Source organism: Streptomyces sp. NPDC004111 (assembly GCF_042874215.1).
Lineage (GTDB): Bacteria > Actinomycetota > Actinomycetes > Streptomycetales > Streptomycetaceae > Streptomyces.
Genome location: NZ_JBIAMU010000010.1, coordinates 110,587 through 136,435, shown reverse-complemented (window position 1 = coordinate 136,435; position 25,849 = coordinate 110,587). Strand labels below are relative to the sequence as shown.

Annotated in this window: 19 protein-coding genes and 1 pseudogene; 10 read left to right on the top strand and 10 right to left on the bottom strand. The window is 73.4% G+C overall.

Annotated features, from left to right (window positions below; all coding sequences use genetic code 11):
- Window positions 1-77: 77 nt before the first annotated feature.
- From ACFYVL_RS20780 to ACFYVL_RS20760, 5 genes and pseudogenes are all read right to left on the bottom strand, one after another.
- Entirely contained in the window at window positions 78-1,538 is a 1,461-nt protein-coding gene (locus ACFYVL_RS20780) for a hypothetical protein (protein WP_389246816.1), read from the bottom strand.
- A gap of 237 nt (window positions 1,539-1,775) precedes the next feature.
- Window positions 1,776-2,354 carry a Type-2Aa cytolytic delta-endotoxin gene (locus tag ACFYVL_RS20775; RefSeq protein WP_389246814.1) on the bottom strand — a complete coding sequence of 193 codons (579 nt, stop codon included), beginning with the start codon at window positions 2,352-2,354 and terminating at the stop codon, window positions 1,776-1,778.
- A gap of 194 nt (window positions 2,355-2,548) precedes the next feature.
- Window positions 2,549-2,920 (bottom strand): VOC family protein, encoded by a 372-nt coding sequence (locus ACFYVL_RS20770; protein WP_389246812.1) that lies wholly within the window; start codon window positions 2,918-2,920, stop codon window positions 2,549-2,551.
- Window positions 2,921-2,939: 19 nt separating this feature from the next.
- Window positions 2,940-4,169: pseudogene (locus ACFYVL_RS20765) on the bottom strand (APC family permease); the annotation flags it as partial.
- A gap of 300 nt (window positions 4,170-4,469) precedes the next feature.
- Window positions 4,470-5,198, bottom strand: coding sequence for a hypothetical protein (locus ACFYVL_RS20760; RefSeq protein WP_389246810.1), 729 nt, complete (start codon window positions 5,196-5,198; stop codon window positions 4,470-4,472).
- Between the two features lie 203 nt (window positions 5,199-5,401).
- Between ACFYVL_RS20760 and ACFYVL_RS20755 the strand changes: the two genes are divergently transcribed.
- Together ACFYVL_RS20755 and ACFYVL_RS20750 are read left to right on the top strand one after the other, a co-directional pair.
- Window positions 5,402-5,929, top strand: a complete 528-nt coding sequence (locus tag ACFYVL_RS20755; RefSeq protein WP_389246808.1) for a 2'-5' RNA ligase family protein — start codon at window positions 5,402-5,404, stop codon at window positions 5,927-5,929.
- Between the two features lie 173 nt (window positions 5,930-6,102).
- Complete coding sequence (locus ACFYVL_RS20750) at window positions 6,103-6,594, top strand: SRPBCC domain-containing protein (protein ID WP_389246806.1); 492 nt, start codon at window positions 6,103-6,105, stop codon at window positions 6,592-6,594.
- 164 nt (window positions 6,595-6,758) lie between these two features.
- Here the strand turns inward: ACFYVL_RS20750 and ACFYVL_RS20745 are convergent, their stop codons facing one another.
- Window positions 6,759-8,666, bottom strand: coding sequence for a choice-of-anchor A family protein (locus ACFYVL_RS20745; RefSeq protein WP_389246804.1), 1,908 nt, complete (start codon window positions 8,664-8,666; stop codon window positions 6,759-6,761).
- A gap of 586 nt (window positions 8,667-9,252) precedes the next feature.
- Here ACFYVL_RS20745 and ACFYVL_RS20740 point away from each other — a divergent pair.
- The gene (locus ACFYVL_RS20740; RefSeq protein ID WP_389246802.1) at window positions 9,253-10,566 is read left to right on the top strand and encodes an aminotransferase class I/II-fold pyridoxal phosphate-dependent enzyme; all 1,314 of its coding nucleotides are present in this window, start codon (window positions 9,253-9,255) and stop codon (window positions 10,564-10,566) included.
- A gap of 175 nt (window positions 10,567-10,741) precedes the next feature.
- Here ACFYVL_RS20740 and ACFYVL_RS20735 read toward each other — a convergent pair whose 3' ends face one another.
- Window positions 10,742-12,586 carry a tetratricopeptide repeat protein gene (locus ACFYVL_RS20735; protein ID WP_389246800.1) on the bottom strand — a complete coding sequence of 615 codons (1,845 nt, stop codon included), beginning with the start codon at window positions 12,584-12,586 and terminating at the stop codon, window positions 10,742-10,744.
- Window positions 12,587-12,799: 213 nt separating this feature from the next.
- On the opposite strand from ACFYVL_RS20735, the gene ACFYVL_RS20730 reads away from it, so the two are divergent.
- The 3 genes from ACFYVL_RS20730 to ACFYVL_RS20720 all read left to right on the top strand — a co-directional run bounded on the left by ACFYVL_RS20730 (window position 12,800) and on the right by ACFYVL_RS20720 (window position 16,169).
- Window positions 12,800-14,065 (top strand): MFS transporter, encoded by a 1,266-nt coding sequence (locus ACFYVL_RS20730; RefSeq protein WP_389246798.1) that lies wholly within the window; start codon window positions 12,800-12,802, stop codon window positions 14,063-14,065.
- Between the two features lie 369 nt (window positions 14,066-14,434).
- On the top strand, window positions 14,435-14,707 hold the full coding sequence (locus tag ACFYVL_RS20725; protein ID WP_389246796.1) for a hypothetical protein: 273 nt from the start codon (window positions 14,435-14,437) through the stop codon (window positions 14,705-14,707).
- A 70-nt stretch (window positions 14,708-14,777) separates the two neighbouring features.
- Window positions 14,778-16,169, top strand: coding sequence for an erythromycin esterase family protein (locus ACFYVL_RS20720; protein ID WP_389246795.1), 1,392 nt, complete (start codon window positions 14,778-14,780; stop codon window positions 16,167-16,169).
- A 5-nt stretch (window positions 16,170-16,174) separates the two neighbouring features.
- Here the strand turns inward: ACFYVL_RS20720 and ACFYVL_RS20715 are convergent, their stop codons facing one another.
- Window positions 16,175-17,059, bottom strand: a complete 885-nt coding sequence (locus ACFYVL_RS20715) for an immunity 49 family protein (protein ID WP_389246793.1) — start codon at window positions 17,057-17,059, stop codon at window positions 16,175-16,177.
- 190 nt (window positions 17,060-17,249) lie between these two features.
- Complete coding sequence (locus ACFYVL_RS20710) at window positions 17,250-17,585, bottom strand: ArsR/SmtB family transcription factor (RefSeq protein ID WP_389246791.1); 336 nt, start codon at window positions 17,583-17,585, stop codon at window positions 17,250-17,252.
- 236 nt (window positions 17,586-17,821) lie between these two features.
- Here ACFYVL_RS20710 and ACFYVL_RS20705 point away from each other — a divergent pair, with 236 nt between their 5' ends.
- The 3 genes from ACFYVL_RS20705 to tpx all read left to right on the top strand — a co-directional run bounded on the left by ACFYVL_RS20705 (window position 17,822) and on the right by tpx (window position 22,997).
- Window positions 17,822-21,295 carry a DNA polymerase III subunit alpha gene (locus ACFYVL_RS20705; protein WP_389246789.1) on the top strand — a complete coding sequence of 1,158 codons (3,474 nt, stop codon included), beginning with the start codon at window positions 17,822-17,824 and terminating at the stop codon, window positions 21,293-21,295.
- Window positions 21,292-22,305, top strand: a complete 1,014-nt coding sequence (locus ACFYVL_RS20700) for an ImpB/MucB/SamB family protein (protein ID WP_389246786.1) — start codon at window positions 21,292-21,294, stop codon at window positions 22,303-22,305. The genes ACFYVL_RS20705 and ACFYVL_RS20700 overlap by 4 nt, the downstream gene beginning before the upstream one ends.
- 188 nt (window positions 22,306-22,493) lie before the next feature.
- Complete coding sequence (gene tpx, locus ACFYVL_RS20695; RefSeq protein ID WP_389246784.1) at window positions 22,494-22,997, top strand: thiol peroxidase; 504 nt, start codon at window positions 22,494-22,496, stop codon at window positions 22,995-22,997.
- Window positions 22,998-23,100: 103 nt separating this feature from the next.
- Here tpx and ACFYVL_RS20690 read toward each other — a convergent pair whose 3' ends face one another.
- A complete protein-coding gene (locus ACFYVL_RS20690; protein ID WP_389246782.1) occupies window positions 23,101-24,750 on the bottom strand; it encodes a CocE/NonD family hydrolase in 1,650 nt (549 codons plus the stop codon).
- Between the two features lie 129 nt (window positions 24,751-24,879).
- Here ACFYVL_RS20690 and ACFYVL_RS20685 point away from each other — a divergent pair, with 129 nt between their 5' ends.
- The gene (locus tag ACFYVL_RS20685; RefSeq protein ID WP_389246780.1) at window positions 24,880-25,839 is read left to right on the top strand and encodes a TetR/AcrR family transcriptional regulator; all 960 of its coding nucleotides are present in this window, start codon (window positions 24,880-24,882) and stop codon (window positions 25,837-25,839) included.
- Window positions 25,840-25,849: the final 10 nt, after the last annotated feature.

Below are 25,849 nucleotides of genomic sequence, written 5' to 3'. Positions count from 1 at the left end.
GCGGTCAGCGGCCTGTCGGGCTCGTACGGTCACGCGCTCGGGTACGTGTACATACGGTCACGCGCTCGGGGCACGCTCTACGGACGGCCGCCGTGAACCGGGACGAACCAGTCGATCTTGCCGCGGCGCGGTACTCCTGGCACGGGCACGGAGAGTTCCGCCCTGAAGAGCCCGTACGCGACCTTCCGCCGCGCCACCGTCTCCAGTTCGTCCCGCAACGCGCCGTCGCGCAGCACCGCCTGGGGTCCGAGCAGCCCTTCGACGACGGCCAGTGCTCCGGCGATGTCGCCGTGGGCGAGGCGTTCGCTGACGCCGGTGAGGCATTCGGGGCTGCGGTGTGCCTCGTCGATGGCGCGCAGACAGGGCAGTGGCGGTCCGTTCAGGGCGACGAGCAGTTCCTCGCGGCGGAGTTCGGCCGGGTCGTGGTCGAAGGGGACCAGTACGCCGTCGACCAGGCCGATCCGGTGCAGGGACCCCCGGCAGTCCACCGTGCGCGGTTCGCCCGGCCGTTGGCGGGCCCGCACGGTACCGGCCGCCACTCCGGGCGCGTCCGGTGCCAGTGCGGCGGCCACCAGCGGGTGCAGGCGGTCGGCCTCGATCGCGCCGGTGCGCAGCAGTTCGAGGTCGGGCAGTACCCAGGTCGCCGGGTCGGGCAGCACGGGCAGCTCGGCGGATTTGTTGTCCGCGGACAACACCGAGACCCGCAATCGGCCGCCTCCCTCGGGCAGTTCCAGCAGCAGCCGGTGCCGTTTCGAGAGCCGTACGGTGACCAGGCCGGAGGTCCGCCCCTCGGCCCGCAGCACCGTCGCGGCCTCCGCCTCCCACCGGTCGACGGCACACGGATAGCCGTCCGGCACCTCTTCCGGAAGGACAGCAGCCGCAGAACCGGCACCGAACTCGTCCGATACGTCCGGGAGTTCGGCCCCCGACCTGGCCCGCAGCTCGTCGGAGCGCCGGGCGTCCCAGAGGTGGCGGTGCAGATCGAACCGGAAGCGCCGGTCGGGATGCGGGTGCGGGTAGCGGGACGAGGGCGGTCCGGGCGGTCCTGGCGCACCGGCCGGTCCGCTCGCGCCGTCCCACAGCGCGAGGCTGACCCGTTGTCCGGCGTCCGCCCAGGCGGGCGGTGTCCGGACCACGAGCTGCACCGGGTGCCCGGTGCGGGTCCCCACGGACTCGTACCGCGCCAGCGCGATCGTCAGCCCGGGGCGCAGCAGTCCGTCCGGAGCGATCCGGGGCAGGTGCCAGCGCAGCAGGTCGGGTGCCAGATGGCGGAGGTCGTCGCGGACCAGGGAGGCCAGTTCGGAGCCCCAGGTGTGCGCGGCCGTACGGAGGTTGAGGTCGACGTCGAAGCCCGCGGCGGCACAGGCCCCCGCCCAGTCGCCGGACAGACGGCGGGCGGTCGCGGTTTCGATCATGGAGGGCGGCACGGCGAACTCACGCACGCGCGGCCAGAAGGAGGGGCGCCGGACCACGGGGCTCCGCAGAGCCGGGCGGCGCAGGAAGGCGGGAAAGTCCTCGTTCGCGATCTCAGTGAGCATCAGCACTCACCTTGCGCGGACGAGACCCCCGATCCGTGAAGAGAAGAAGTAGTCATCGCCGGGAGCATAACCTCTGCCTTCCCGGCACGCCAGAGGTTTCCGGCGTGCCGGGAGCACGGAACCCGCGCTCCCGGCACACGGCCGGCCCGGCCGCCCGGACGCATCACCCGGCCGCCCGGCCACTGCGGTCAGGCCCGCCGAACAGGCCCCCGGCAAGGCGGCCGATCAGGCCTCCGTTCAGGCCGCGAGCCGCAGTTCCTGACGTACGACGATGGCGTTGAGCCGGATCCGGTACGGGGCGACGTCCGTCAGTTCCAGCGCGTCGGCCCGCGCCCGGTCCAGCCCCACGCTCACGTCGATGCAGAAGGCGATCGCGTACATGTGCCCGCCGGTCTCCTCCCCCTGGAGGGCGAAGAACAGGTCGCGGTAGTAGCCGGTCCGGTCCGGCGTCTGCTCGTAGTACGCGAGACCGGGCCCGCCGGACTGCGCGCCGAGCCCGGTGAACGCGTCGACCAGCTCACGTTCGACGGTCTCCCAGAAGGCGGCGTCGGCGAACTCCCCCGGCAGGGCCTGCCGTACGGCCTCCTTGAGCGACAGCGCCATGACCGCGACCGGTGCGGTCTCCTGGAGTCCCCAGCCGCGCACCAGCTTGACGATCGCGCTGTCGGGGATGGCCGCCGCGGCCTCCCGGATGTTCCCGAAGTCGAAGTTGACGGTCGCCGGGGCTATCGCGTCCTGGAACACCCGGTCCATGGCCCGTGCCTGGTCGAGGTGGTCGGGGTGCACTTCCAGGACGGTCCTGAAGGTGGCGGACATGGCTCCTCCTACGGTTCTGCGGTGGCCGTTGGCCGGTGGGCGGTTCGGTCGCTGATCCGGACGGAGATCGCGCGGCCCCAGTATGCCGACCCGGCCACCGACGGGCGGAGCCGTCCCGACGTGCGGACATGACGCGGCGCGGGCGGAGTTGGCCGAAGGGAGGAGAGGAGGGGGACGGACGGGGCGGGGCCGGCTCAGCCGATGAGCGTCGTCTTCGGCCGGACCACGCAGAACTCGTTGCCCTCCGGGTCCGCCAGTACCGTCCAGGACTCGTCCCCGGTCTGCCCGATGTCCACCGGGCGCGCACCGAGCGCCCGTACGCGGTCGATCTCGGCCTCCCGGTCCTCCGGCGCGCACGTCAGGTCGAGGTGCAGCCGGTTCTTGACGGACTTCTTGTCGGTCACCGGCATGAAGCAGATGCCCACCGGTGCGTTCTCGTCGGGCCCGATCACCACCTCCCGCTCGCGCTCGGACAGGATGCGCCAGCGCAGTACCTCGGCCCAGAACCGGGCCAGACCGGGGAGGTCGTGCGCGTCGATGACGATGTGGTGCAGGGAGAGAGGCATGCCCGTCAGTGTGCCCGGGTCAGCGCAGCCGCCGCACCCCGTATACGGCGGCGCCCAGCAGCAGCACGGCCGCTCCCCACGCCGCCGAGGCGAGCGGCAGTGTGCAGGCCAGTACCAGGCACCCCACGAGCCCCACCACCGGAATCGCCCGTACCGGCCGGCCTTCGGCGCGGCTGAGGGTGAGGGCGGAGGCATTGGCGACGGCGTAGTAGGCGAGCACGCCGAAGGAGGAGAAGCCGATGGCGGCACGTACGTCGACCGTCGCGGCGAGCACCGCGACGACCGCGCCGACGGCGATTTCGGCCCGGTGCGGCACCTGGAAGCGCGGGTGCACGGCGGCCAGGGCGTGCGGCAGGTGGTGGTCGCGGGCCATGGCGAGGGTGGTGCGGGAGACGCCGAGGATCAGCGCGAGCAGGGAGCCGAGAGCGGCGACGGCGGCTCCGGCGCGGACGACCGGTGCCAGCCAGTCGGCGCCGACGGCGTGCGCCGCGTCCGCCAGCGGGGCGGTGGCGTGCGCGAGGCGCTCGGGGCCCAGCACCGCGAGTATGGACACCGCGACGGCGACGTACACGAAGAGGGTGATGCCGAGGGCGAGCGGGATCGCACGCGGGATGGTGCGGGCCGGGTCGCGGACCTCCTCGCCGAGGGTGGCGATGCGGGCGTATCCGGCGAACGCGAAGAAGAGGAGTCCGGCGGCCTGGAGGACTCCGTTCCAGGAGGCGTCGATACCCCATTCCAGCCGGGTCGCCTGCGCGTCGCCGCTGCTCAGGCAGGTGACGACGACGGTGGCCAGCACGGCGAGCACCACGGCGACGATCGCCCGGGTGAGCCGGGCGGCCTTCTGGATTCCGGCGTAGTTGACGGCGGTCAGGGCGACCACCGCGCCGACGGCGACGGCGTGTGCCTGCGCGGGCCAGACGTAGGTACCGACGGTCAGCGCCATCGCCGCACAGGAGGCAGTCTTGCCGACGACGAACGCCCAGCCCGCCAAGTAGCCCCAGAAGGGGCCGAGTCGCTCGCGCCCGTAGACGTACGTACCACCGGAGGCCGGGTAGCGGGCGGCCAGCCGGGCGGAGGAGGTGGCGTTGCAGTACGCGACGACGGCGGCGACGCCGAGCGCGATCAGCAGTCCGGACCCGGCCGCCGCTGCGGCGGGGGCGAGGGCGGCGAAGATCCCGGCCCCGATCATCGAACCGAGCCCGATCACGACGGCATCGGCGACACCGAGACGCCGGGAGAGGGTGCCGGAACCGCCACGGTCGCCGGACGCACCGGAAGCGCTGGGGCGACCGGACGCACCGGAACCGCTGGTACTGCCAGACGGACCAGAGTTGCCGGAACCATCCGAGCCACCGGAACCGTCCGGGCCGCCTGGCCCCCGCGCTCGGCCCGAACCACCCGCTCCTCCGGAACCGCCCGGAGTACCCGGGGTACCCGGGGTACCCGGAGTACCCGGATCGTCCGTCGAACCCCCGCCGTTGCCGGTCGTCCTGTTCATGGGCTGCTCCCCGTTTTCATGGACTGCTCCCCGTTCGCCCGAGAAGCCGCTCTACGAAGCACGGTCCGACCGGCGCTCGCCCGCGATCCCCGCCCTGCGGGCCGCGTCCACCGCGAGGCGGATCTCGTCGGACGGGCGGCCGAGACCGGCGACGAAGTCCCGTACCGCGTCCTCGGTGAGCGTGCCGGCCTCCGCGTCGCCCAACAGCCGTGCGAGGTGCACCGGGTCGATCTCCGCGTCGGGGTCGGTCGTGTCGTCGTCCAGCCAGGGTTCCAGTTCCCGGCCCACACGGTCGAAGGTGGTGAAGCGTTTCATGCCGCAGTCGAGACCGTCGTCGCCGAGGTCGTCCGGGTAGGGGGCGCGGGACCAGGTGCCGTTCTCGTACCAGTAGACGCAGCCGATCTCGTACGAGGAGATCAGGTCGCGCAGCAGCTCCAGCGGCAGCCAGTCGGGGGCTCCGGCGAGTACGTCGATCGGGCCGTCGTGCCATTTGACCTGGCTCGACTCGTCCTCGCCGTACAGCACGAAGCGGCCTTCCCCGGCCCGGCGCAGCGCCCACCAGGAGGAACCGCCGTCGTCGAAGCGCAGCCGGTCGACGCCGCCCCCGGACGCCACCCAGAAGCCGGTGCGGTGCACGTCGGAGGTGTCCTCGCGCTCCGCCGTGGTGAGCAGCGCGGCGAGCACCGCCCAGCGGGCCCAGAGGAGTTCGGCCGGCAACAGGTCCGTCGGGCGTCCGGGGCGGTGGATGACGGGAGGGGTGGCGCTTCCGCTGCTGGTCATGCCGGGTACCTGCCCTGAGGATCGGTCGTCGGTGCGGCACGCGGTGCCGCGGTGCCGACGAGGACTATAGGCGCACGACCTGTACATCTGGGGGCGGATGTCACCCCGCCGCAGCCCGGCACGGCGCGGGGTGCGAGCATGGCGCGCGGTACGGCGGCGGACGGCAGCGGCGGTGCGGCGAACGGAGGGGAGGGGCGACGGTGGTGGACGGGTGGCCTGACGTACCGGGCGACACGGCGCTCACCCTCAAGATCCCCGAGGCCGATCACCTGGTACGGGCCGGGTTTCCGGCACATGTGACGGTGCTCTACCCCTTCGTGCACGAGAGCCGGATCGACACCGCGTTCCGCACCGAACTCGCCGACCTCGTCGCCGCGCACGACGCCTTCACCCTCACCTTCGCCGAGTTCGGCCGCTATCCGGGCGTGCTCTACCTGGACCCGTGGCCGCACGGCCCGGTGCGGTCGCTCACCAAGGCGCTGACGCAGCGCTGGCCCGAGGCCGTGCCGTACCGGGGCATCTTCGATCCGCCGCTCGCCCCGCACCTGACGATCGCCAACCACGAGGGCCCGGCCACCCAGGAGGCGGCGTACGACGCCCTCCAGTCACAGCTCGCCCCGGCACTCCCGCTGACCTGCCGGCTGCGCACCGTCCACCTGATCGTCTGGGACGGCGAACGGTGGCTGGACCGGGCGGAGTTCGCCCTCGGAAGGCCCGGTCGGGGCGGGTGAGGAGGGCGGCGAGGAGCCCTGCCGTGTCGCCCCCGGCCCCGGCTGCGGGTGCGGCTGCGGCTGCTGGTGGGTGAGCGGCCTTCCGGCGGCGGGTGCCTGTGCGACTGTGGGTTTCCGGGGTACCGGCGCCGGCCGGACGCCCGCCCCGCCCTCCTCCCGACAGGTGGCCGCACATGCCCGACGCACCGAACGAGAACGCGACGCACTCGACCCGGGTCGCCCGGCACATGAACGCGCCGCGTGCCGCCGTCTACCGGGCGCTGCTGGATCCGGACGCCCTCGCGAAGTGGCGCGTGCCGGACGACATGAGCGGCCACGTCCACGAGTTCGACGCCCGCGAGGGGGGCCGCTTCCGAATCTCCCTGACGTACGAGGAGGGGGCCGGCACCGGAAAGTCGACCGACCGCACCGATACGTACCACGGCCGTTTCGTACGGCTCGTGCCGGACGAGGTGGTGGTGGAGGTGGCCGAGTTCGAGTCGGCGGACCCGGCGCTGCGGGGCGAGATGACGATGACGACCGCCCTGACGGACGCGGTGGGCGGCGGCACGGACGTCGTGGTGACGCACGAGGGGATTCCGGCGGTGGTCCCGGCCGCCGACAACGAGCTGGGCACCCGTATGGCCCTGGCGAACCTGGCCCGCCTCGTCGAGCCGGACCACTGACCCTCGTCGAGCCGGACCACCGACCTCGTGCCACCGGCCACTGACCCTCGTGGGACCGGACCACCGACCTCGTGGAACCGGGCCCCACCGATCCGGCCCGCCGTGCACCGTGCCGCATGGTGCGGCGGGCCCGGACCTTCCGGTTCCGCCGCACCCCCGTGCCGCTACTTCTTCGGCTTCGGCTTCGGCTTCGGCTTCGGCTTGACCTGGTCCTCCGCCTCGTTCGTCATCCGGACCGTGACGCCCACGGACGCGTTGGCCATGGTCACCGCGTGCGGGCCCGAGACCGGGTTGGCCGGGAGGCGGTAGCCCTCGGGGGCCTCGGTCTCCCGGACGTAGTACGAGCCGAGTTCCAGGTTGCCGAACGCGCAGGCTCCCTGGGCGTCGGTGGCGCAGCCGGCGCCGATCTCGAGGTCGCGGTCGGGGCCCGAGGTCTGGAGGCCGGGCTTGCGGCCGTTCTCCTTCCAGAGCTCGACGACCGCCCTGGCCAGTCCGCGTCCCGTGCGGGCGTCGACCTTGCGCACGTTGATCCGGCCCAGGGTGCTCGGCATGGCCGACTTCTTGTTGGGGACGGTGGTGGTGATGCCGTCCGTCTGGTTCGCCGCGGTGAGCGCGTAGGGGCCGAAGACGTTGGGGTTCGGCAGGTCGTAGCCGGCCGGGGCCTTGGTCTCCTGCCAGTAGTAGGAGTAGTTGATCTCCTCCTTCTCGCTGCACACGCCCTGCGCGTCGGTGGTGCACGGGGCACCGCGCCGCGTGTCGGGAGTGGCTCCCGAGGTCTGGAGGCCGGGCACGCCGTTGGTCTCCCGCCAGAGCTGGAAGACGCTGCCGGCCAGCGGGGCGCCGCTCTCGGAGTCCTTCTTGACGACCTTCAGCTCGCCCATGAGCGTGACGGGACTGCCGCACCTGGGCAGATCGCCGTTGAAGGGGTACGCGTGGAACTCCTGCCCGCCGCCGCCGGACGCCGCGCTGCGGTGGGTGATCGAGCCGGTGCTGAAGAAGCGCCCGTTGACGCCCGGCAGCGACACCTCCGCCTCGGATGCCTGGTTGCCGATCAGCACGCTGCCCTGGAACTGGCCGGTGCCCTTGAACTCGACGTTCGTGGCGTCGGGGAAGTTCCACAGCAGCCGGTCGCGCAGCCCGTTCAGCGGGTCGGTCGTGTCGTCGATGCCGCCGCTGTACGTGTTGATGGTGCGGCTCGCCCCGAGGACGTTGACCAGGACGGTGGCCCCGGCCGGGATGTTCTCGAAGACGATGCCCTGCTGGCCGCCGCTCGCGGACGTCAGGTCGAAGTCGACGTTGAAGACCTGGAGGGAGGAGGTGCCGTCTCCGGTGAAGACGGTCTGGCCGCCCTGGTTGACGGCGGTGCCGGTGGCCGGGCGGGTGCCGGTGTCGCCGTCGGCGTAGCACTGGCTGGCGTCGGTGAGCTGCTGGCGCAGCCCGAGGTACGGGGTGGCCGCGCCCGGGTCGAGGGTGTCGGTGCCGACGACGGTGCCGGTCAGCGGGCCGGCGTGGCGGACCACACCGTCCTCGGCGAGGAGGCGCTGCCCGGGGGCGATGGTGACGGAGCCGCCGGTGGTGAGGTAGTCCGAGCCCTTGGGCGGCGAGACCCGGGAGCCGACGCCCGCGACGCCCACGTTGTAGATCTGGCTGCCCTCGGCCGACTTGTTCATGTCGAACGAGCCGAGCACGACGACCCGTCCCTCGGCCTCGGCGGCCTTGTCCCGGACCCGGAAGTCCCCGCCCGCGAAGATGTTGATGGCGTTGTCGTAGCCCGCGTTCCCGCCGTTGTTGATCGGCGGGAACGGGTCGGGGCAGGTGCCCGGCACGCAGGGGCCGAGCCCGCCGGGCAGCGGGTCCGCCGCCCGGACGGACGCGGGTGCCGTTGCCGCGAACGCCGGTGCGGCGAAGGCCGGGGCCGGTGCGGCGACCGGTGCCGTCGCGCCGGTGCGCGCGGGCTGGGCACTCGCCGCGCCGGGCGCCGCCAGGGGCAGGAACACCGCTCCGGCGGCCAGCCAACAGGCGCCCGCCGTCCTCAAGCGGGGGGAGCCGAATCCTCCAAGGACCGTTCGCACGGAACTCACCACTCCTCAGTACTGCTCAGCCGCGCAGGGTGCCGCACGGGGATTTCCACGTCGGTGTGCGCGGGCATACTCCCAATATTCGCGACCCCAAATTTGCTGACGCGCCGTCACTCGGCTGCTGGATTCGAAATATGAGCAGGATGTCGGCCGAGTGCCGTATGCGCGCGGCGCCGGACATGAAGGTGCCGCTGCGGCAGCCTCAGCCGTCCTGACCAGGGCCGGAGGTACCGGTCCGACGAGCTTGCGGTGAGCCCGGAAGTGCGGCACACGGTGCGGGAGCAGCATCCGGCGAGGGCTGACTGGCCGAGCGCGGAAGTCGCCCGGATGTCGGGTGTGACGGCCCGGACAGTGCGGTACTGGGACGAGCGCTGCGGTACTACGAGGAGTCGCGGCTGCCGCGCCGGCCGCAGATCCTCGTCCTGCGGGAACCGGGGCTCGGCCCGCCCGGGACCGGGCAGGCCCCGGGCGCGCGCGTCCCGGACCACCCGCCCCCCCCGGGACCGGTCCGCAAGGGCCCGAGCGCCCCGGTATAGCGTCGGCACACGGCCCGCACCACCCCGCGCGAGAGGAACCCACCATGACCACCGAGCTGAGCCCCGGCAACGACGTCGGCCCCGGCGGCGCCACCGGGAGCGCCCCGGCCGGGCTGCTGGCGCAGGCCCGCGACGACTACCGGGACCTCGCGGCGCGCGGGCTCGCGCTCGACCTGACCCGGGGCAAGCCCGCACCCGGGCAGCTCGACCTCGCCGAGGACCTGCTGAGCCTGCCGGGCGGCCGGCACACCGCCGCCGACGGCACCGACGTGCGCAACTACGGCGGACTCCAGGGCCTCGCCGAACTGCGGGAGATATTCGCGCCGCTGCTCCAGGTCCCGGCCGGGCAGCTGCTCGCGGCCGGCAACTCCAGCCTGGAGCTGATGCACGACTGCCTGGTGCACGCCCTGCTCGGCGTGTTGCCCGGCGCAGAGTCGCGGTGGGTGGAGCAGGAGCGGATCGCGTTCCTGTGCCCGGTGCCCGGGTACGACCGGCACTTCGCGCTGTGCGAGCGCTTCGGCATCGACATGATCCCGGTGCCGATGACGGACGCGGGCCCGGACATGGACGAGGTGGAGCGGCTCGTCGCCGAGGACCCGGCGGTCAAGGGCATCTGGTGCGTGCCGAAGTACAGCAACCCGAACGGGGTTTGCTACAGCGACGAGACCGTGGCCCGGCTGGCCGCGATGGAGACCGCCGCACCCGATTTCCGGATCTTCTGGGACAACGCGTACGCCGTCCACCACCTCACCGACCGGCAGGCCGAGATCGCCGATCTGCTCGGTGCCTGCGAGGCGGCGGGGAACGCGGACCGGGTGTTCGTGTTCGGGTCCACCTCGAAGATCACCGCGGCGGGTGCGGGGGTCGCCTTCTTCGGTTCCTCGCCCGCGAACCTGCGGTGGCTGCTCGCCCACAACGCCAAGCGTTCCATCGGCCCCGACAAGGTCAACCAGCTGCGGCACGTGATGTTCCTGCGCGACACGGACGGGGTGCGGGCCCACATGGAGCGCCAGCGCGCCCAGCTCCAGCCGAAGTTCGAGGCCGTCGCCCGCATCCTGGAGGCGCGGCTCGGCGGTACCGGGCTGGCCTCCTGGACGTCTCCCGAGGGTGGCTACTTCGTCACCCTCCAGGTCCCGGACGGCTGTGCGCGCGAGGTGGTGAGCAGGGCGGCCGGGGCGGGCATCGTCCTCACTCCGGCGGGCGCGACGCACCCGTACGGCAAGGACCCGCGCGACGCGGTCATCCGGATCGCGCCGAGCTACCCCGGCCAGGCGGAGCTGGAGCAGGCGATCGAGGGCCTGACGGTGTGCGTACGGCTGGTCGGGTACGAGCAGCGGGCGGCGACGGCCACGGCCTGAGCCAGAACGTGGCGGGACGGGACGGGGCGGCGGCCGGTCGGACGCCTTGGCCGGACAGGCGGGTTGGCGGGTTGGTCGGCCGGACTCCCGGTCCCGCCGGGCTACCGATTCGGCCGGGCTACCGGTCCGCCCGGTGGCCGCTCGACCCGCCCGCCCCACCCCGCCCCACCCCGCCTCACCGCGCCCTGCGCCGCAGGTCCTTCGCCGCGCGGGTGAGCGTGCGAGCCTCGCGGCGGTGGCCCTGTCGGGCGAAGTGGTGGCCCAGCCAGGTCAGGGACTCCAGGAGACCGGGGATGTCGTTGCCCGCGTGGAAGGCGGTCAGGCCGGGCAGCAGGTCCGCCGCCTCCACGGCGGGGGCGAGCGCCTCCTCGTCGCGGCCGACCCTGGCCAGCCGCAGCGCGAGGTTGGCCAAGGCGTGCACGAACCCCGACAGGTGCGGGTCGGGGTCGGCCGTGCCGTCCGCCCGTACGGCTGCGGCCCCCGGGTCCGCCGCCTCCGCGCGCAGCCGCCGGTAGAGGGCGACCACCTCGCGCACGGCTTCGAGTGACTCCTCGTGCCGATCGCTGCCGGTGAGACGGATGCTGAGGTTGTTCAACACCCGCGCCAGCGAGGCCAGTTCCGCCGGGTCGGTATGGGCTAGCTGACGGTGGAGGGCCACGCACTCCTTCGCCGCGACGAGGGCGTCGTCCGGGCGGCCGAGGGTGGCGAGGCGGCCCGCGAGGGTGTCGAGCGCCTCCGCGAGCAGCGGCCGTACGAGCTGCGGGGCCGCGGCGAGCGAGCGGCGGCACAGGTGCACGGCCTCGTCGGCGGCGGCGAGCGCCTCGGGCTGCTGGTTGTTCCACGACAGTACGAGGCTCAGGTTGTGCAGGCAGCGGGCCAGCGGGATCGTCATGCCGGGGTTGGTACCGGCGGCCTGCCGGCAGAGTTCGACGGCGTCCCGGGCGGTGGTGGCGGCGCGTCCGTGGTTGCCGGTCCGGGAGAGGGTCAGGGCCTGTTCGTTGAGCTTCTGGACACGGGCGAGGAGCTCCTCGTCGACGGCCGTGGGCCGGGTGCCGGTCTCCGGGCCGGTGCGTTCGATGCGGCCGTCCGCGGTGACGGTGAAGCCGTGCCGCCCGGCCATGGCGACCAGGAAGGCCAGGAAGTCCGGGCTGGTGCGGGCGAGTTGGCGGTAGAGGGCGGCGGCCTCGTCGAGGTACGGGCGGGCCTCCTCGGTGCGGCCCAGCTGGTTCAGTTCACGGGCCAGGGCGAAGAGGGCGATCCAGCGGTCCCCCAGCCCGCCAGCGTCCCGGGCGTCACCCGCATCAGCGCCCCCGCCGGAACCGGGGGCACGGCGGGCCCCGGCGCCACGGCTCTCCCCCACCCCACCGCCCCGCTCCGCGGCACGTTCGACGAAGAGGTCGGTACTACGGGCGGCGCGGCCGTGGGTGCCGCTCTCGGTGGACGCGAGGCGCCGGTAGCGTTCGGTCGCGTCGCGCAGCACCGTCACCGCTTCCCCACCGCGGCCCATCTCGCCCAGCTTGACCCCCAACTCAACGAGCGCCGAGGCGAGTTCGGTCTCGCCGACGACCGGGTCGTGGGCGGCGAGCCGGCGGCACACCTCGACGGACTCACGTATCCGCGCCAGCGCCTCGTGGTGCAGGCCGAGTTCGGCGAGCTGGTTGCCGAGGTTGGCCAGGGCGCCGGCCAGCGGGGACAGGAAACCGGCCGGGTCCTCCTCCGCCAGGCCCCGGAAGTGCTCCACGCCCTCCTCCGCGCACGCCCGCGCCTCGCTGCGGTGCCCCAGCAGCCCCACCACCCGGGCGCGCTGGTCCAGGGCCAGAGCCAGCCCCGGCAGCCACGACCGGTCGCCCGTCCCGGCGAGCCGCCGGTAGACGTCCGCGGCCTCGGCCAGTACGCCGTCCAACTCCTCGTGCAGTTCCGGCCGTTCGATCAGTAACGTACCGAGCTCGAAGAGGCTGAGTCCCAGGTCGGGGAGGTGCCGGTGCGGATCCTCCCCGGTCCGGTTCCGGCCCTCAGCCACCTGCCTGCGACACTCTTCGGTCCGCCTGCGTGCCTCGTCGATCATCCCGTCTCCCCCGCAACGCCCCGGTTCACCGCTGTCACTTCCTTCACAGGATGGGCAATCCGTTCCGCCGATATCACCCTGTCGTCAAAAGTAAGCTGCGGCAAGCCTTTGGGACCCTTACGGTTGGGCCTGACCCTGCTGGCCGGCCGGAACGCGGAGCACTCGCCCATGCCTCACCTCATACCGGATCCCGGCCCTCAACGGGTCCTGGCCACAACGAACTTCGTCTACACCATCGGCAGCGGCCTCTATCTGACCGCCGGGGTGCTGTACTTCACCCAGGCCGTCCGGCTCCCGGCCGCCCAGGTGGGTCTCGGGCTGGGCATGGCCGGGGCCGTCTCGCTCGCCGTGGGCATCGCCGTCGGCCACCTCGCCGACCGGCACGGGGCCCGCGGGGTGTACGCGGGCACCCTGATCGCGCAGGCGCTGGCCACCGCGGGGTTCCTGCTGGCGGACAGCTTCTGGCCGTTCGTCCTCGCGGTGAGCGTCGCCACCGGCGCCAAGGCCGCCGGGAACGCCGCGCGTTCGCCGCTGATCAGGCGCTTCGGCGGTGAGCGCCCGCAGGAGTTCCGGGCGTACCTGCGCGCCGTGACCAACGTCGGGATCTCGCTCGGTGCCGTGCTGGCGGGCTGGTCCGTCCAGGTCGGCACCCTCACGGCGTACCAACTCCTCGTCGTGGGCAACGCGTTCGGTTTCCTGACGTCGGCGGCGACCCTGATGTTCCTGCCGTCGGTGGCGCCCGTGCCCGCCCCCGCCGCGACCGGCGGCCGACGCCGGGGCGCACTGCGGGACCGGCCGTATCTGCTGCTGACGGCGCTGGACGGCATCATGGCGATCCAGTTCAAGGTGCTCACCGTGGCCATCCCGCTCTGGCTCGTCTCGGCCACCACCGCCCCGCACTGGCTCGTCTCGGGCACCATGATCGCCAATACGCTCCTGGTGATCGTGTTCCAGGTGCGGGCCGGCCGGAGCGTCGTCTCCCCCGAAGCGGGCGGCCTCGCCTACCGGCGGGCGGGCGTGGCGTTCCTGGTCTCCTGTTCGCTGGTCTCGCCGGCCGCGGGGGTGCCCGCGTGGGCGGCCGTCGCACTGCTGATGACGGGGGTGGTGGTGCACACGATCGGTGAGCTGTGGCATGCGGCAGCCGGTTTCGAGGTGTCCTACGCCCTGGCCCCGCCGCATGCGACCGGCCAGTACCTGGGTGTCTTCGGGCTCGGGGCGGGCCTGGCCGAGGCGCTGGGCCCGGGGCTGCTGATCGCGCTCTGCATCACCTGGGGGTGGCCGGGGTGGTACGTGATGGGGGCCCTGTTCGCGCTGACCGGACTGGCGGCCCCGGCGGCCGTACGATGGGCCGGGCGCAGCCGTCCCGCCGGACCGGGCACCTCGGATACCGTGGCCGGCGAGTTGCCCAAGGGCCTGACGAAGCAGGGTGGTTGAGGAGTGGAGATACCCGGTCGCACGAGCACGCGCTGACGTTCCAGGTCGCGTTCGACCCGTCATCGCGTGCTGCCCCGAGCCGCGGACCGCGTCTGCCGGTCCGCTCACGGCTGCGGCACAGCGAGCCTTTCCTCGCGCCCCGCCCGACCGCGTACCGCGGGAAGGGCGGTGGCGTCGCTCACTGCCGCCCAAGGGGCCCGCCTCGTGTCCTCCTCCCGTCCGACGCCTCCTCCCGCCTCCCCTTCTCCCTCTCCTGACTCCTCTTCCTCCACTTCCTCCTCTTCCGGTACCGGCCTCTGGCGGGACCGTGACTTCCGCAGCCTCTGGATCGGCCAGACCGCCTCCCAACTGGGCTCGCAGGCCGCGCTTTTGGCGGTTCCGCTCGTCGCCGTGGTGGTGCTCGGCACCGATGCCCGGGGGCTCGGTGTGCTGCGCGCCGTGGAGCAGGCACCGGTCCTGCTGCTGTCGCTCTTCGCCGGTGCCTGGGTGGACCGGCTGCGGGCCCGGGACGTGATGGTGCTGGCGGCGGCGGTCGCGCTGGCGCTGTCCCCGCTGTTCATGGCGCTGTCGCCGTTGGCCGGACTGGGGCGACGGCTCCCGTCGGCGGGGTCCGGCACGGGGCGGGGGAAGGGCCGGGGGTAGGGGTGGTCCCACCCTCGGCCGGGGTGCTGGCCCGATGGTCCGCCTCCGTATCGCCGGACAGTCTTGAACCATGAAGAAGCACAGGTCAACAGCTGCTCTGGCCCTTCTCGTCGCCCTGGGTACGGTGGCCGCCACCGCGCCCGCGTCCTTCGCCGGGGAACCGTCGCCCACCGCCTCCGCGTCGTCGCCGGTGCCCGCCCTGGAACGGGCCGCGCATCCGCTGCGCACCACCGAACCCGGCGGCGGGTTCGCCGACCTGCGCCCGCTGGGGCGCATGGTGGGGGACGCCCGGGTGGTGGGGCTGGGCGAGGCAACCCACAGTTCGCACGAGTTCTTCGCGCTGAAGCACCGGGTCTTCCGGTACCTCGTCGAGGAGAAGGGGTTCCGCAGCTTCTCGCTGGAGACCGGCTGGGGCGGCGGGCTGCGGCTCAACGACTACGTGCTGCACGGCAGGGGCGACCTGAGGAAGATCATGGACGAGGAGTTCCAGAGCTTCTACTCCTGGTGGAACAACACCGACTACCGGGACCTGCTGCTCTGGATGCGCGCGTACAACCGTCAGCACCCGCAGGATCCGGTGCGGTTCACCGGCAACGACTTCGGGTTCGCCGGTCCCGAGCTGTACGACCGGATCACCTCGTACGTGGCCGCGCACCGCCCCGCGCTGCTGCCCCGCGTCACCGAGCTCTACCGGGGGCTGCGGCCGACGACCGCCATGGCCGAGCACACCGCCGCGTACATGGAACTGCCGCTGGCCGCACGGAAGTCGATGGCCGGACGGACCAGCGCCGCGCTGGCCCTGCTGAAGCGGCACGCGCCCGCGGCCGGTTCGGACGGGAAGGCGCGCGCGGCGTACGACTGGGCGGTGCAGCACGCCACCGCCGTCGACCAGACGGCCCGGGGGTACGCCTTCGACTTCGAGGACCCGGAGCAGAGCGCGCAGTCCATGCGCTACCGCGACTCGGTCATGGCGGACAACGTGGCCTGGTGGCAGCGGCGTACCGGCGACAAGGTGCTGCTGTCGGCCCACAACGGGCACGTCGCCCTGGTCACGCACAGCCCGGAGATGTACCCGAAGGTCCAGGGCTCGTTCCTGCGCGACAGGCTGGGCAAGGGGTATCTGAGCGTCGGCACCACCTTCGACCGGGGCTCGTTCAACGCCACCGACGACACGGAGAAGGTGCGGAGGTTCACCGTGGGGCCCGCGAAGCCGGGCAGCAACGAGGACACGCTGGACAAGGTGCGTCACCGCGACTACGTCGTGGATCTGCGCAACGTCCGCGAGCCGGGGCGCGGTTGGCTGGCTGCGCCCCGCAGCACCCGGAGCATCGGCACGGCGTACCCGGGGCCGGGAGTGGAGTTCCCCGTCGCGCTGTCCCGCTCGCACGACGTCGTCGTACACCTGGAGAAGGTGGCGGCGGCGCGGCTGCTGACGGCGGCCGGGCGGGGCGCCGCCGGGTAGTGCGGTCAGCCGCGCAGCAGCGCCTCGGGGAGGTAGCCGGAGCGGACGCCGAGCTGCCAGCCGTGGACGCGGACCGCGAGGGCGGCCAGGGCGATCGTGCCCACCGGGAGCAGTGTCCTGGGGTGCGGGTCGGCCTCGGCGGCCATGGTGTCGCGGTGCTGGACGAGGCGGTCGGCCAGGGCCTTGTCGAAGGCCGGCCGGTCGTCCTCCAGCAGCACCCGGAGCAGTCGCTGGTCCGGTGTCGGGTCGGCGGCGGCGTCGAGCCGCCGTGCGGCCCGGGTGCGTTCCTCGGCGGCCGGCATGCGCAGCGGGCCGGGCTGCCGCACCTCGGGGACCAGGTAGGTGCAGAGGGCGTCCATCTCGCCGAGCGCGGCCGGGTCGGAGACCGACTCCAGCGGGGAGCAGGGCACCCCCTCGCGGATCTGCGGGGCGATGTCGTCCTCCAGCATCGGGCCGATCATCCGCTCCCGGTCGTCGAGGAGGCCGCCGATCAGGCCGGTGGCGAAGGCGTCCTTCCAGGTGCTCGCGGTGGGTGCCAGGTCGACGGCGTCGGCGAAGGCGAAGTCCTCGCTGCTGAGCGACTCGTCGCAGAGCGTGAAGGCGACCAGGAAGTCGCCGCCGGGGAAGGTGCCGAGGTCGAGCACCCCGTAGGCGGCCTCGGCCGCGGTGCGCAGCGCCCCGCGCGTCAACGGGTCGGACACGGAGGCGGGTTCGGTCAGGATGCGGGCGGCGACGTGGTCGAGGAGTTCGTCGCGCATCCGCTGGACGCGCGCGAGCCGCAGGGAGCCGTACCTGAGGGAGTGCCAGTGGCCGTAGGCGCGCCCCTCGATGTCGACGAGCGCTTCGTCCACCCGCTGTTCGGCAATCTGATGGCACGCCACTTCGTACATCGCAGCCACTCCCCGTACATCCGTTCGCACTGGCGGCGAAACGGTATCAGGCGTGGTCAGGCGGTACGGCGGCCGAGAAACGGCCATCGCGGTGAAGACCGGGTCGCGGACGTGGGCGAAGGGGCCGGAGGTGGCGCCGCCCCACCAGGAGAGCCCCCCGCCACCTCCCAAGCGGGCCTCGGGCCGGCCCTCAGCAGCAGTCCTTCTCCTCGGCGTCCGCGCAGGTCCGGTCGGCAGCGACCGCGAGTACGGCCGCGCGCAGGTCGTCCAGCGCGTGGCCCAGGCGTGCGTCGGCGAGTTCGTAGCGGGTGCGGCGGCCTTCGGGCACAGCCACGACCAGTCCGCAGTCGCGCAGGCAGGCCAGGTGGTTCGAGAGGCGTGTGCGCGAGACGCCGAGGGTGTCCGCCAGGTCGGCGGGGTGTGCGGGCGCCTCCCTCAGGGTCAGCAGGATGCGGCAGCGGATGGGGTCCGCGAGAGCCCGGCCGAACCGGGTCAGCGCGTCGAGGTCGGTGGCGAGTGTCGGCATGAACCAGACGATACACAGGGTCGTGAATTCAGAGAACAGTGAATGGTTGGACGGACTCCCCCGCACCCCCTCTTCGCCGCGTCCCGGCCTCGCGCGGCCACGGGCCCGGTCGGCGCGACCGGGGACCCGATCAAAACGATCGCACGTTCGAATACTGAGCTACAGTTATCGAACGAACGTACGATTGAAGCTGTCCGGCGGATGGAACGAAGGGAGCGAAGTGATGGAGGTGCGACATGACGGGCTTTGCACACCTTCACGTCGCGTCCGGTTACTCCCTGCGCTACGGCGCCTCCCCGCCCGAGCAGCTGGTCCGGCGGGCGGCTGAGCGGGGCGTTCCGGCGCTCGCGCTGACCGACCGGGACACCGTCACCGGGACCGTCCGGTTCGCGCAGGCCTGCGCAGCGGAAGGGGTCCGGCCGCTCTTCGGCATCGACCTCGCGGTGGAGGCCCTGGCACCCCCGCCCCCCGCGCAGCGCCGCCGCACCCCGGCCCGCGGCGGTGCGCACGTGGTCGAACCGCCGCTGCGGTTCGTGCTGCTGGCGCAGAACCGCGCGGGCTGGGCACGGCTGTGCCGCATCACCTCGGCCGCCCATGCCCGCACCGTCGCCCACGGGGCGGCCGGCGCCCCGGACCGGGCGCCGGTCGTCCCGTGGGAGGCGCTGCGGGAGTACGGCGGCGACGGCCTGACGGTGCTGCTCGGCCCGCTCTCCGAGCCGGTCCGCGCACTGGCCGCGGGCCGGGAGGACGTCGCGAGGAAGCTGCTGGCTCCGTGGCAGGAGATCTTCGGAAGTGGAGTACGGCTGGAAGCCGTTGCGCAGAAACGTTTCAGCGTCGAGCCCGGGTCCCTTCGGCTGGCCGCCCGCACGCTGGCACTGGCCGACCGCACCCGCACCACGGCCGTACTGTCGAACGCGGTCCGCTACGCCGACCCCGGCCAGCACCGGCTCGCCGACGTCCTGGACGCCGCGCGGCTGCTGCGGCCCATCGACCGGCGCCGCCTGGACAGCGGGCAGCGCTGGCTCAAGGACGCGGGAGCGATGACGGGCATCGCCCGGATGATCACCGATTCCGCGGGCATGTCCCCCCGCCGGGCTGAGCGCCTGATGGCGGACACCGCCGCCACGGCCGCCCTGTGCGCCGTGGATCCCGCGGCCGACCTGGGGCTGGGCGTAACGCACCTCCCGGAGCCGCGGCTGCTGGGGGCCGGGCCCGGACCGGACGGCGCGGCACAGCTGCTGCGCCGGCGCTGCGAGGCGGGGATGACCCGGCGCGGCCTCGACCGCGACCGCGTCGCGCTCGACCGGCTGGACGAGGAGCTCGCGGTGATCTCCCGGCTGAACTACGACGCGTACTTCCTCGCCGTCGGCCAGGTCGTGACCGACATCCGGGACAAGGGCATCCGGGTCTCCGCCCGCGGCTCGGGCGCGGGCTCACTGGTCTGCCACACCCTGGGCATCGCCACCGCCAACCCGCTCGACCACCGGCTGCTGTTCGAACGCTTCCTGAGCGTACGCAGGGCATCGCTCCCGGACATCGACATCGACGTGGAGTCCGCCAGACGGCTCGACTGCTACGACGCGATCTTCGACCGGTTCGGCAAGGAGCGGGTGGCGGTCACCGCCATGCCCGAGACCTACCGGGCCCGCCGGGCCCTGCGCGACACCGGCCTGGCCCTGGGCATCGCCCCGGCGGAGGTCGACCGGATCGCCAAGAGCTTCCCCCACCTGCGGGCCTGCGACATCACCGGTGCGCTCGCCGAACTGCCGGAGCTCAAGCAGCTGTCGGCCGAGGCACACCGGTACGGACCTCTGTGGGAACTCGCCGAGGGCCTCGACTCCCTGGTGCACGGCATGGCCATGCACCCCTGCGGCGTGGTCATCAGCGACGCGACGCTCCTGGACCGGCTGCCCGTGCAGCCCACCCCCCAGGGCGACTACCCCATGGCGATGGCGGCCAAGAAGGAGATCGAGGCACTGGGCAACATCAAACTGGACGTCCTCGGCGTCCGGATGCTGTCCTCGATGTCCCACGCGGTCACCGAGATCGAACGCGTCACCGGCAACCGCGTCGACCTGGACGACCCGGCCCAGGTGCCGCTCGACGACGTCTTCGCGTTCAAGCTCATCCAGGACAGCAGGACGCTCGGCATGTTCCAGCTGGAGTCGCCGGGCCAGCAGGACCTGCTCTCCCGCCTCCAGCCCCGCGACCCGCAGGACGTCATCGCCGACATCAGCCTCTTCCGCCCGGGACCGGTCGCCGGCGGCATGCCCGAGCGGTACATCGCCGCCCGCCACGGCGGCACCCCCCGCTACGCCCACCCGGACCTGGAGCCGGTGCTCGCCGACACCTACGGCGTGACCATCTGGCACGAGCAGATCATCGAAACGCTGGCCGTGCTGACCGGCTGCGACCTCGCCCTGGGGGAGATCGCCCGGCGGGCGCTCGGCGACAGGAACCGGCTGCCCGGCATCAAGGCCTGGTTCCACGAGCGGGCACGGGCTCGCGGTTACGACGCCGCGGTGCGCGACGAGGTGTGGCAGACCGTCGAGGCCTTCGGGGCGTACGGCTTCTGCCGGGCGCACGCGGTGGCCTTCGCCGTGCCCGCCCTGCAGAGCGCCTGGCTCAAGGCCCACCACCCGGCCTTCCTGCTGGCCGGGCTCCTCGAACACGACCCGGGCATGTGGCCCAGGCGCGTCCTGGTCGCCGACGCCCGCAGGCACGGCGTGAGCGTCCTGCCGGTCGACGTCAACCGCTCCGCGGCACGGCACACCGTGGAACGCGCCGACGACGGGCAGTGGGGCGTGCGGCTGGCGCTGAGCACCGTACGGGGCATGGGCGAGGAGGAGCGGGTACGGATCGAGGAGGGCAGGCCGTACGGGTCGTTGTCGGACTTCTGGCAGCGGGCCCGCCCCAGCAGGCCGGTCGCCGAACGCCTCGCGGAGATCGGCGCCCTGCGCTGCCTGCACGAGGGCCCGCTCACCCGGCGCGACCTGATGCTCCGGATCGCCGAACTCCACCGGCAGTCCCGCACCCGTTCGGCGGGCGAGGGGCAGCTGCCCCTCGACATGGCCCCCGTCGGCGGGGAGGAGCCGAGCGGTCTGCCGGAGCTGACCGGCCGCGAGGCGCTGAGCGCGGAACTGAACACGCTCGGCATCGACGTGTCCAAGCACCTGATGGAGCACCACCACCGGCTGCTGCGGGAGATCGGCGCGACCGACGCGACACACCTGGCCGAACTGCCCGCCGGTCGGCAGGTCCTCGTCGCCGGCGTACGGGCCTCCACGCAGACCCCGCCGATCGCCAGCGGCAAGCGGATCATCTTCGTCACCCTGGAGGACGGCTCCGGCCTGGTCGACCTGGCCTTCTTCGAGGACTCCCACCAGGACTGCGCGCACACCGTCTTCCACAGCGGTCTGCTCCTGGTCCGCGGCACGGTCCAGGTCCGCGGCACCCGCCGCACCGTGGTCGGCACCATGGCCTGGGACCTGGAAAGGATCGCCGCCGCGCGCCGCGACGACGGCCCGGAGGCCGCCCTCGCCCTCCTCGGCGAGAGCCGCCCGAGCCCGACCCCCGCCCAGCCCGGACGCACCCTCACCAACGGCACCACCGGTGCCCGCCTGCACCCGTACGCCGACCTCCGGCCCGCCGGGAGCCGGTCGGCCGACCTGAAGAAGTTCGGCTACACGAGCCCGGGGAGCGCGGGATGACCACACGCCGGCGGTACATCGCCCACCTCCACCTGCACGCCCCGCTGAGCGAGGAGCAGCTCGACGACGTCGTCCGGCTGCTGACGGGCATCACCCCGCACGTCCACGCGGTCCCGCCGCAGGCCGTGCAGCTCGACCTGACGTCGGCCCTCCGCTACTTCGACATGTCGCCCTACGACGTCGTCCAGTTGGCGATGATGCGGCTCAAGGCCCTCTACGGGATCGACTGCAGCGCCGGCCTCGCGGGCAACCGCATGCTGGCCGTCATGGCGGCGGACACAGCCGCCCCGGGGGACACCACCTGGGTCACCGAGGAGAACGCCGCCGCCTGGCTGCGCCCCCGCCCGGTCACCGCGCTGCCGGGCGTGGGCCGCGGCACCGCGGACACCCTCGCCAAGTACGGCCTGCACACCGTCGGCCGGCTCGCCGACGTGCCCACCGCGACCCTGCAACGCCTGCTCGGCGTCGGCCAGGCGAGGCTGCTGTCCGAGCGCGCCCGCGGCCGGGACCCCCGCCCGGTCGTGCCCGAGGAACCGGTGGCGCACCTGACGGCGGACCTCGTGCTCGACCGGGACTGTCTGGACCCCGTACAGCACCACCGGGCCGTGCTGCAGCTCACCGAGCGGATCGGGCAGCGGCTGCGCGGCGAGCAACGGGCGGCCGGCCGTCTGACGCTCACCGTGCGCTACGCCGACCGCAGTTCCACCACCCGCACCCGGGCACTGGCCGAACCCACCGGCCACTCCGCAGCCCTCGGCGCGGGCGCCCTGGGACTGCTGGCCGGTCTGGGACTGCAGCGGGCCCGGGTCAGGGCCTTCTCCCTGCGCGCCGACGGGCTGGTGGCGGCCGACGGCGCCTGCCGTCAGCTCTCGCTGGACCCCACGGACGACCGTGCCCGTGCCGCGGAGCGGGCCGCGGACCGGGCCCGCCGCCGCTTCGGGCCGAAGGCCGTGTGCCCCGCCGCGCTGGCCGGCTCCTCGTACGCGGACGCCGTGACGCTCAGGGCCTGAGCCGGCCGGCCCGGGTGGCGTCGCCGGTGCCCCGTCCCGCGGCTCCTCCCGCACGGCTCGCCCCCGAAAGGGTCCGAAAACGCACCCGCGCACCGGGGACGGATCACGAGAGGCGATCATGGGTGCTGCGGGTCGGCCGTGCTGCTCGCACGGCCGGCTGTTATTTCTCTCGATCGATGGAGGTCCGCATGACCCAGACAGTGAACTTCAAGGGCGGCCCGGTGTCCGTCGACGGCACGTTCGTGCAGGTCGGCGCCACTGCTCCGGACTTCACCCTGGTGGGCAAGGACCTGGGCGAGGTCACCCTGGCGGACTTCGCCGGGAAGAAGAAGGTCCTCAACATCTTCCCGAGCGTCGACACCGGTGTCTGCGCCGCGTCGGTCCGCACCTTCAACGAGCGCGCCGCCGGCCTGGAGAACACCGCGGTGCTGTGCATCTCCGCGGACCTGCCGTTCGCCCAGGGCCGTTTCTGCGGTGCCGAGGGCCTGGAGAACGTCACCACCCTCTCCACCTTCCGCAGCCCCGGCTTCCGCAAGGACTACGGCGTGGACCTCGTCAGCGGCCCGCTGGCCGGCCTGACCACGCGCGCCGTCGTCGTCCTGGACGAGGACAACAAGGTCGTCCACGCCCAGCTGGTCGGCGAGATCACCGAGGAGCCCGACTACGACGCCGCCCTCACGGCCGTGAAGTAGTCCGGACGGCCTCACCGGCCTCCGCAGTACCGGCGACGCCCGGCCGGCCCGTGCACCCGCGGGCCGGCCGGGCGTTCCGCGTTCTCCCCGCCCCGGCGGGCGGTCAGGGAAGGACCAGCTCGGAGCCTCCGTGCACGGTGAACCCGACCGGTACGAGGGTGGTGGCCGTCGTGGCCGGCTCGCCCGTGCCGGGGCTGCGGGCGTAGCGGGGGTGGGCGCCGCCGCTGATCTGGAGCCGGACGCGGTGTCCGGCGGCGAAGCGGTGGGCGGTGGAGCCGAGCGCCACCTCGACGGGCCCGGCACCGGTACGGACCGGGGCGATGCCGTCGCAGACGTTGACGGAGCGGCCCTCGGCGTCGACGTCGCAGAGCCGTACGAAGACGTCCCCGAACCCGGTGTCGGCGGTGATCCGCAGCCGGGCGGAGACCGGACCGAGGGCCTCCAGGGGTTCGGTCAGCCTCGGGCCGGTGAAGGTGAGCACGTCGGCGCGGGCCTCCAGCGCGGTGTTGTCGCGCGGGCCCGCGCCCGGGGACAGCAGCGGTCCGCCGACGGACGGGGTCGGGTCGGCCGGGTCGTAGCGGAAGGACGCCAGCGGTTCGGTGTCCGTGGGCGGCTGCGCCAGGAGCCGTCCGCCGGGGGCGGCGTACCAGGAGCGCGGGCCCGCTCCGGCGTCCGGGGGCGGCGGCCACGCGTCGAGGTCCCGCCACTGCCCTTCTGCGCCGCCGACGTGCACCCGTACCCTCGTGGGCCGCAGTTCCGAGCGGTCGCCGTACAGATGGGCCCGCAGCCACCCCAGCGTCTCGGCGAACACCTCGGGCCAGCCCTCCTGGAGCGCGGAGGTGTGCGTCCACGGGCCGACGAGCAGCGACGTGTCGCAGTCGGCCGCCCGCAGCCGGGCGTACTGCTCGAAGCCCTGGCCGGCCAGGGCGTCGTACCACCCGGAGATCACGCCGACGGGTACGGTCACCCGCCCGGCCACGTCGGCGAGGGACGCCCCGTGCCAGTGCGGGTCCGCCGGGTCCGGATGTGCCAGCACCCCGTCGAGCCAGGGGACTTCGCCCAGCGCGGGTACGTGGGCGCCGCGCAGGGGCAGCGCGGTGGTGATCCGCCGCAGCTTCCGCCGCAGGCGCAGGACCGCGTTGGCGAAGGGGACGACTCCCCGGTGCTGGTACGTCATGCCCGCGCCGACGACGAGCGCGTTCTCCAGCTGGAACGCGCCGCCGCTGTGGAAGAGGGCGTGCGGGTCGTGCAGCGCCACCTGCATGACCATCGCCTTGAGCTCGGGCGGCGGGTCGAGGGCGAGTGCCCACTGCACATAGCTGAGGTAGCTGGGGCCCAGGGTGCCCAGGACGCCGTTGAACCAGGGCTGTTCGCGGAGCCATTCGACGGTGGCCCGTCCGTCGGCGGGCTCGTTGCGCCAGAGGTCGAAGGTGCCGCCTGAGCCGCCGGTGCCGCGGCAGCTCTGCAGGACGACGTGGAAGCCCTGCTCGGCGAAGAGCATCCCGTACATGGGGGACCAGGGAACGCCCCGCCCGTACGGGGAGCGGACGAGCAGTGTGGGGAACTCGCCCCGGGCGCGCGGGAAGTAGTGGTCGGTGAGCAGTGGGCTGCCGTCGGCCGCGGGCACCTCGATCCCGGGCTCCCAGCCGGCTTCGTACTGTCCGGCCGGAACCTTCTTGCGCCAGCTCGACCGCATCATCCGGGTGGCCAGGGGCAGCTTGGCCGGGGTCGTGGCAAGGGTCTTGGACGTCATGGTTCCCCCTTCGATTATTTTCCGTACGTTGTACGAGAATAGCGGATGCTTGGATGTACCCCACGAGGAGAGCTGGACGGGCCACCGGAGGAACCGGGCAGGCCGGGAGGAAGAGGAAGCGAGCGCGCCGTGCCCCACGCCGAGAGAACCCCCACGGGGCAGCAGCCGAAGCCGAAGCCGGAGTTCGACCCCCAGCAGCTCTGGCTGGGCACCGGCGCACCCCGCTCCGGCCGGGGCCGCAAGCCCGCGTTCACCCGGGAGGCGATCACGGCGGCGGCGGTCGCACTGGCCGACGCGGAGGGCCTGGAGGCGGTGACCATGCGCCGGGTGGCCGCCGAGGTGGGGGCGGGCGTGATGTCCCTGTACAGCTACGCCCCCGACAAGGAGACCCTGCTGGAACTGATGGTCGACCACGTCAGCGCGGAACTTGAGCCGGGAGCGGGGGCGGGGACGGGCACGGAGGCTGGGACTCCGGCGGAGCCGGGGCCGGGAGCGGGGACCGAGGCGAGATCCGGGGCGACATCCGAGGCGGCGGCCGGAGCGGCGGCCGAGGCGAAGTCCGGGGCGGCGTCCGCCAAGTCCCCCCGCGCGGTGGTCGTTTCACCCCTCACCGGCGACTGGCGTGCCGACCTCAAGACCATCGGCCACCTCCAGCGCGCCCTGATGCTCCGGCACCGCTGGCTCCCGGCCGCGCTCACCATCCGGCGCTCGCTCGGCCCGCACGCGCTGGCCTTCCTGGAGCACGCCCTGGCCGCCCTGCGCCCCACCGGGCTGGACGGGGCGGCGAAGCTGGAGGTCTTCAGCCAGCTGACCGGTTTCGTCGCCGCGTACGTCGGCCAGGAGATCACCCGTTCCGAGGCCGCGCACCACCCCGGCCGTCTCGCCGCCGAGGTCCGCTATCTGACCGCCGTGGCCGCCGACGGCCGGCACCCGGAACTGGCCGCCGCCCTGGGCGCCCCCGCGCGCCCCCAGTCGCCCGACGCCATGTTCACCCGCTTCCTGGACCGCCTGGTGGACGGCCTGGACTCGGAGGCACCCGCGACCGGCAGGACGGAATCCCCCGGAGGCGACGCCCCGCAAGCCCCCTGACCCGGGAGGC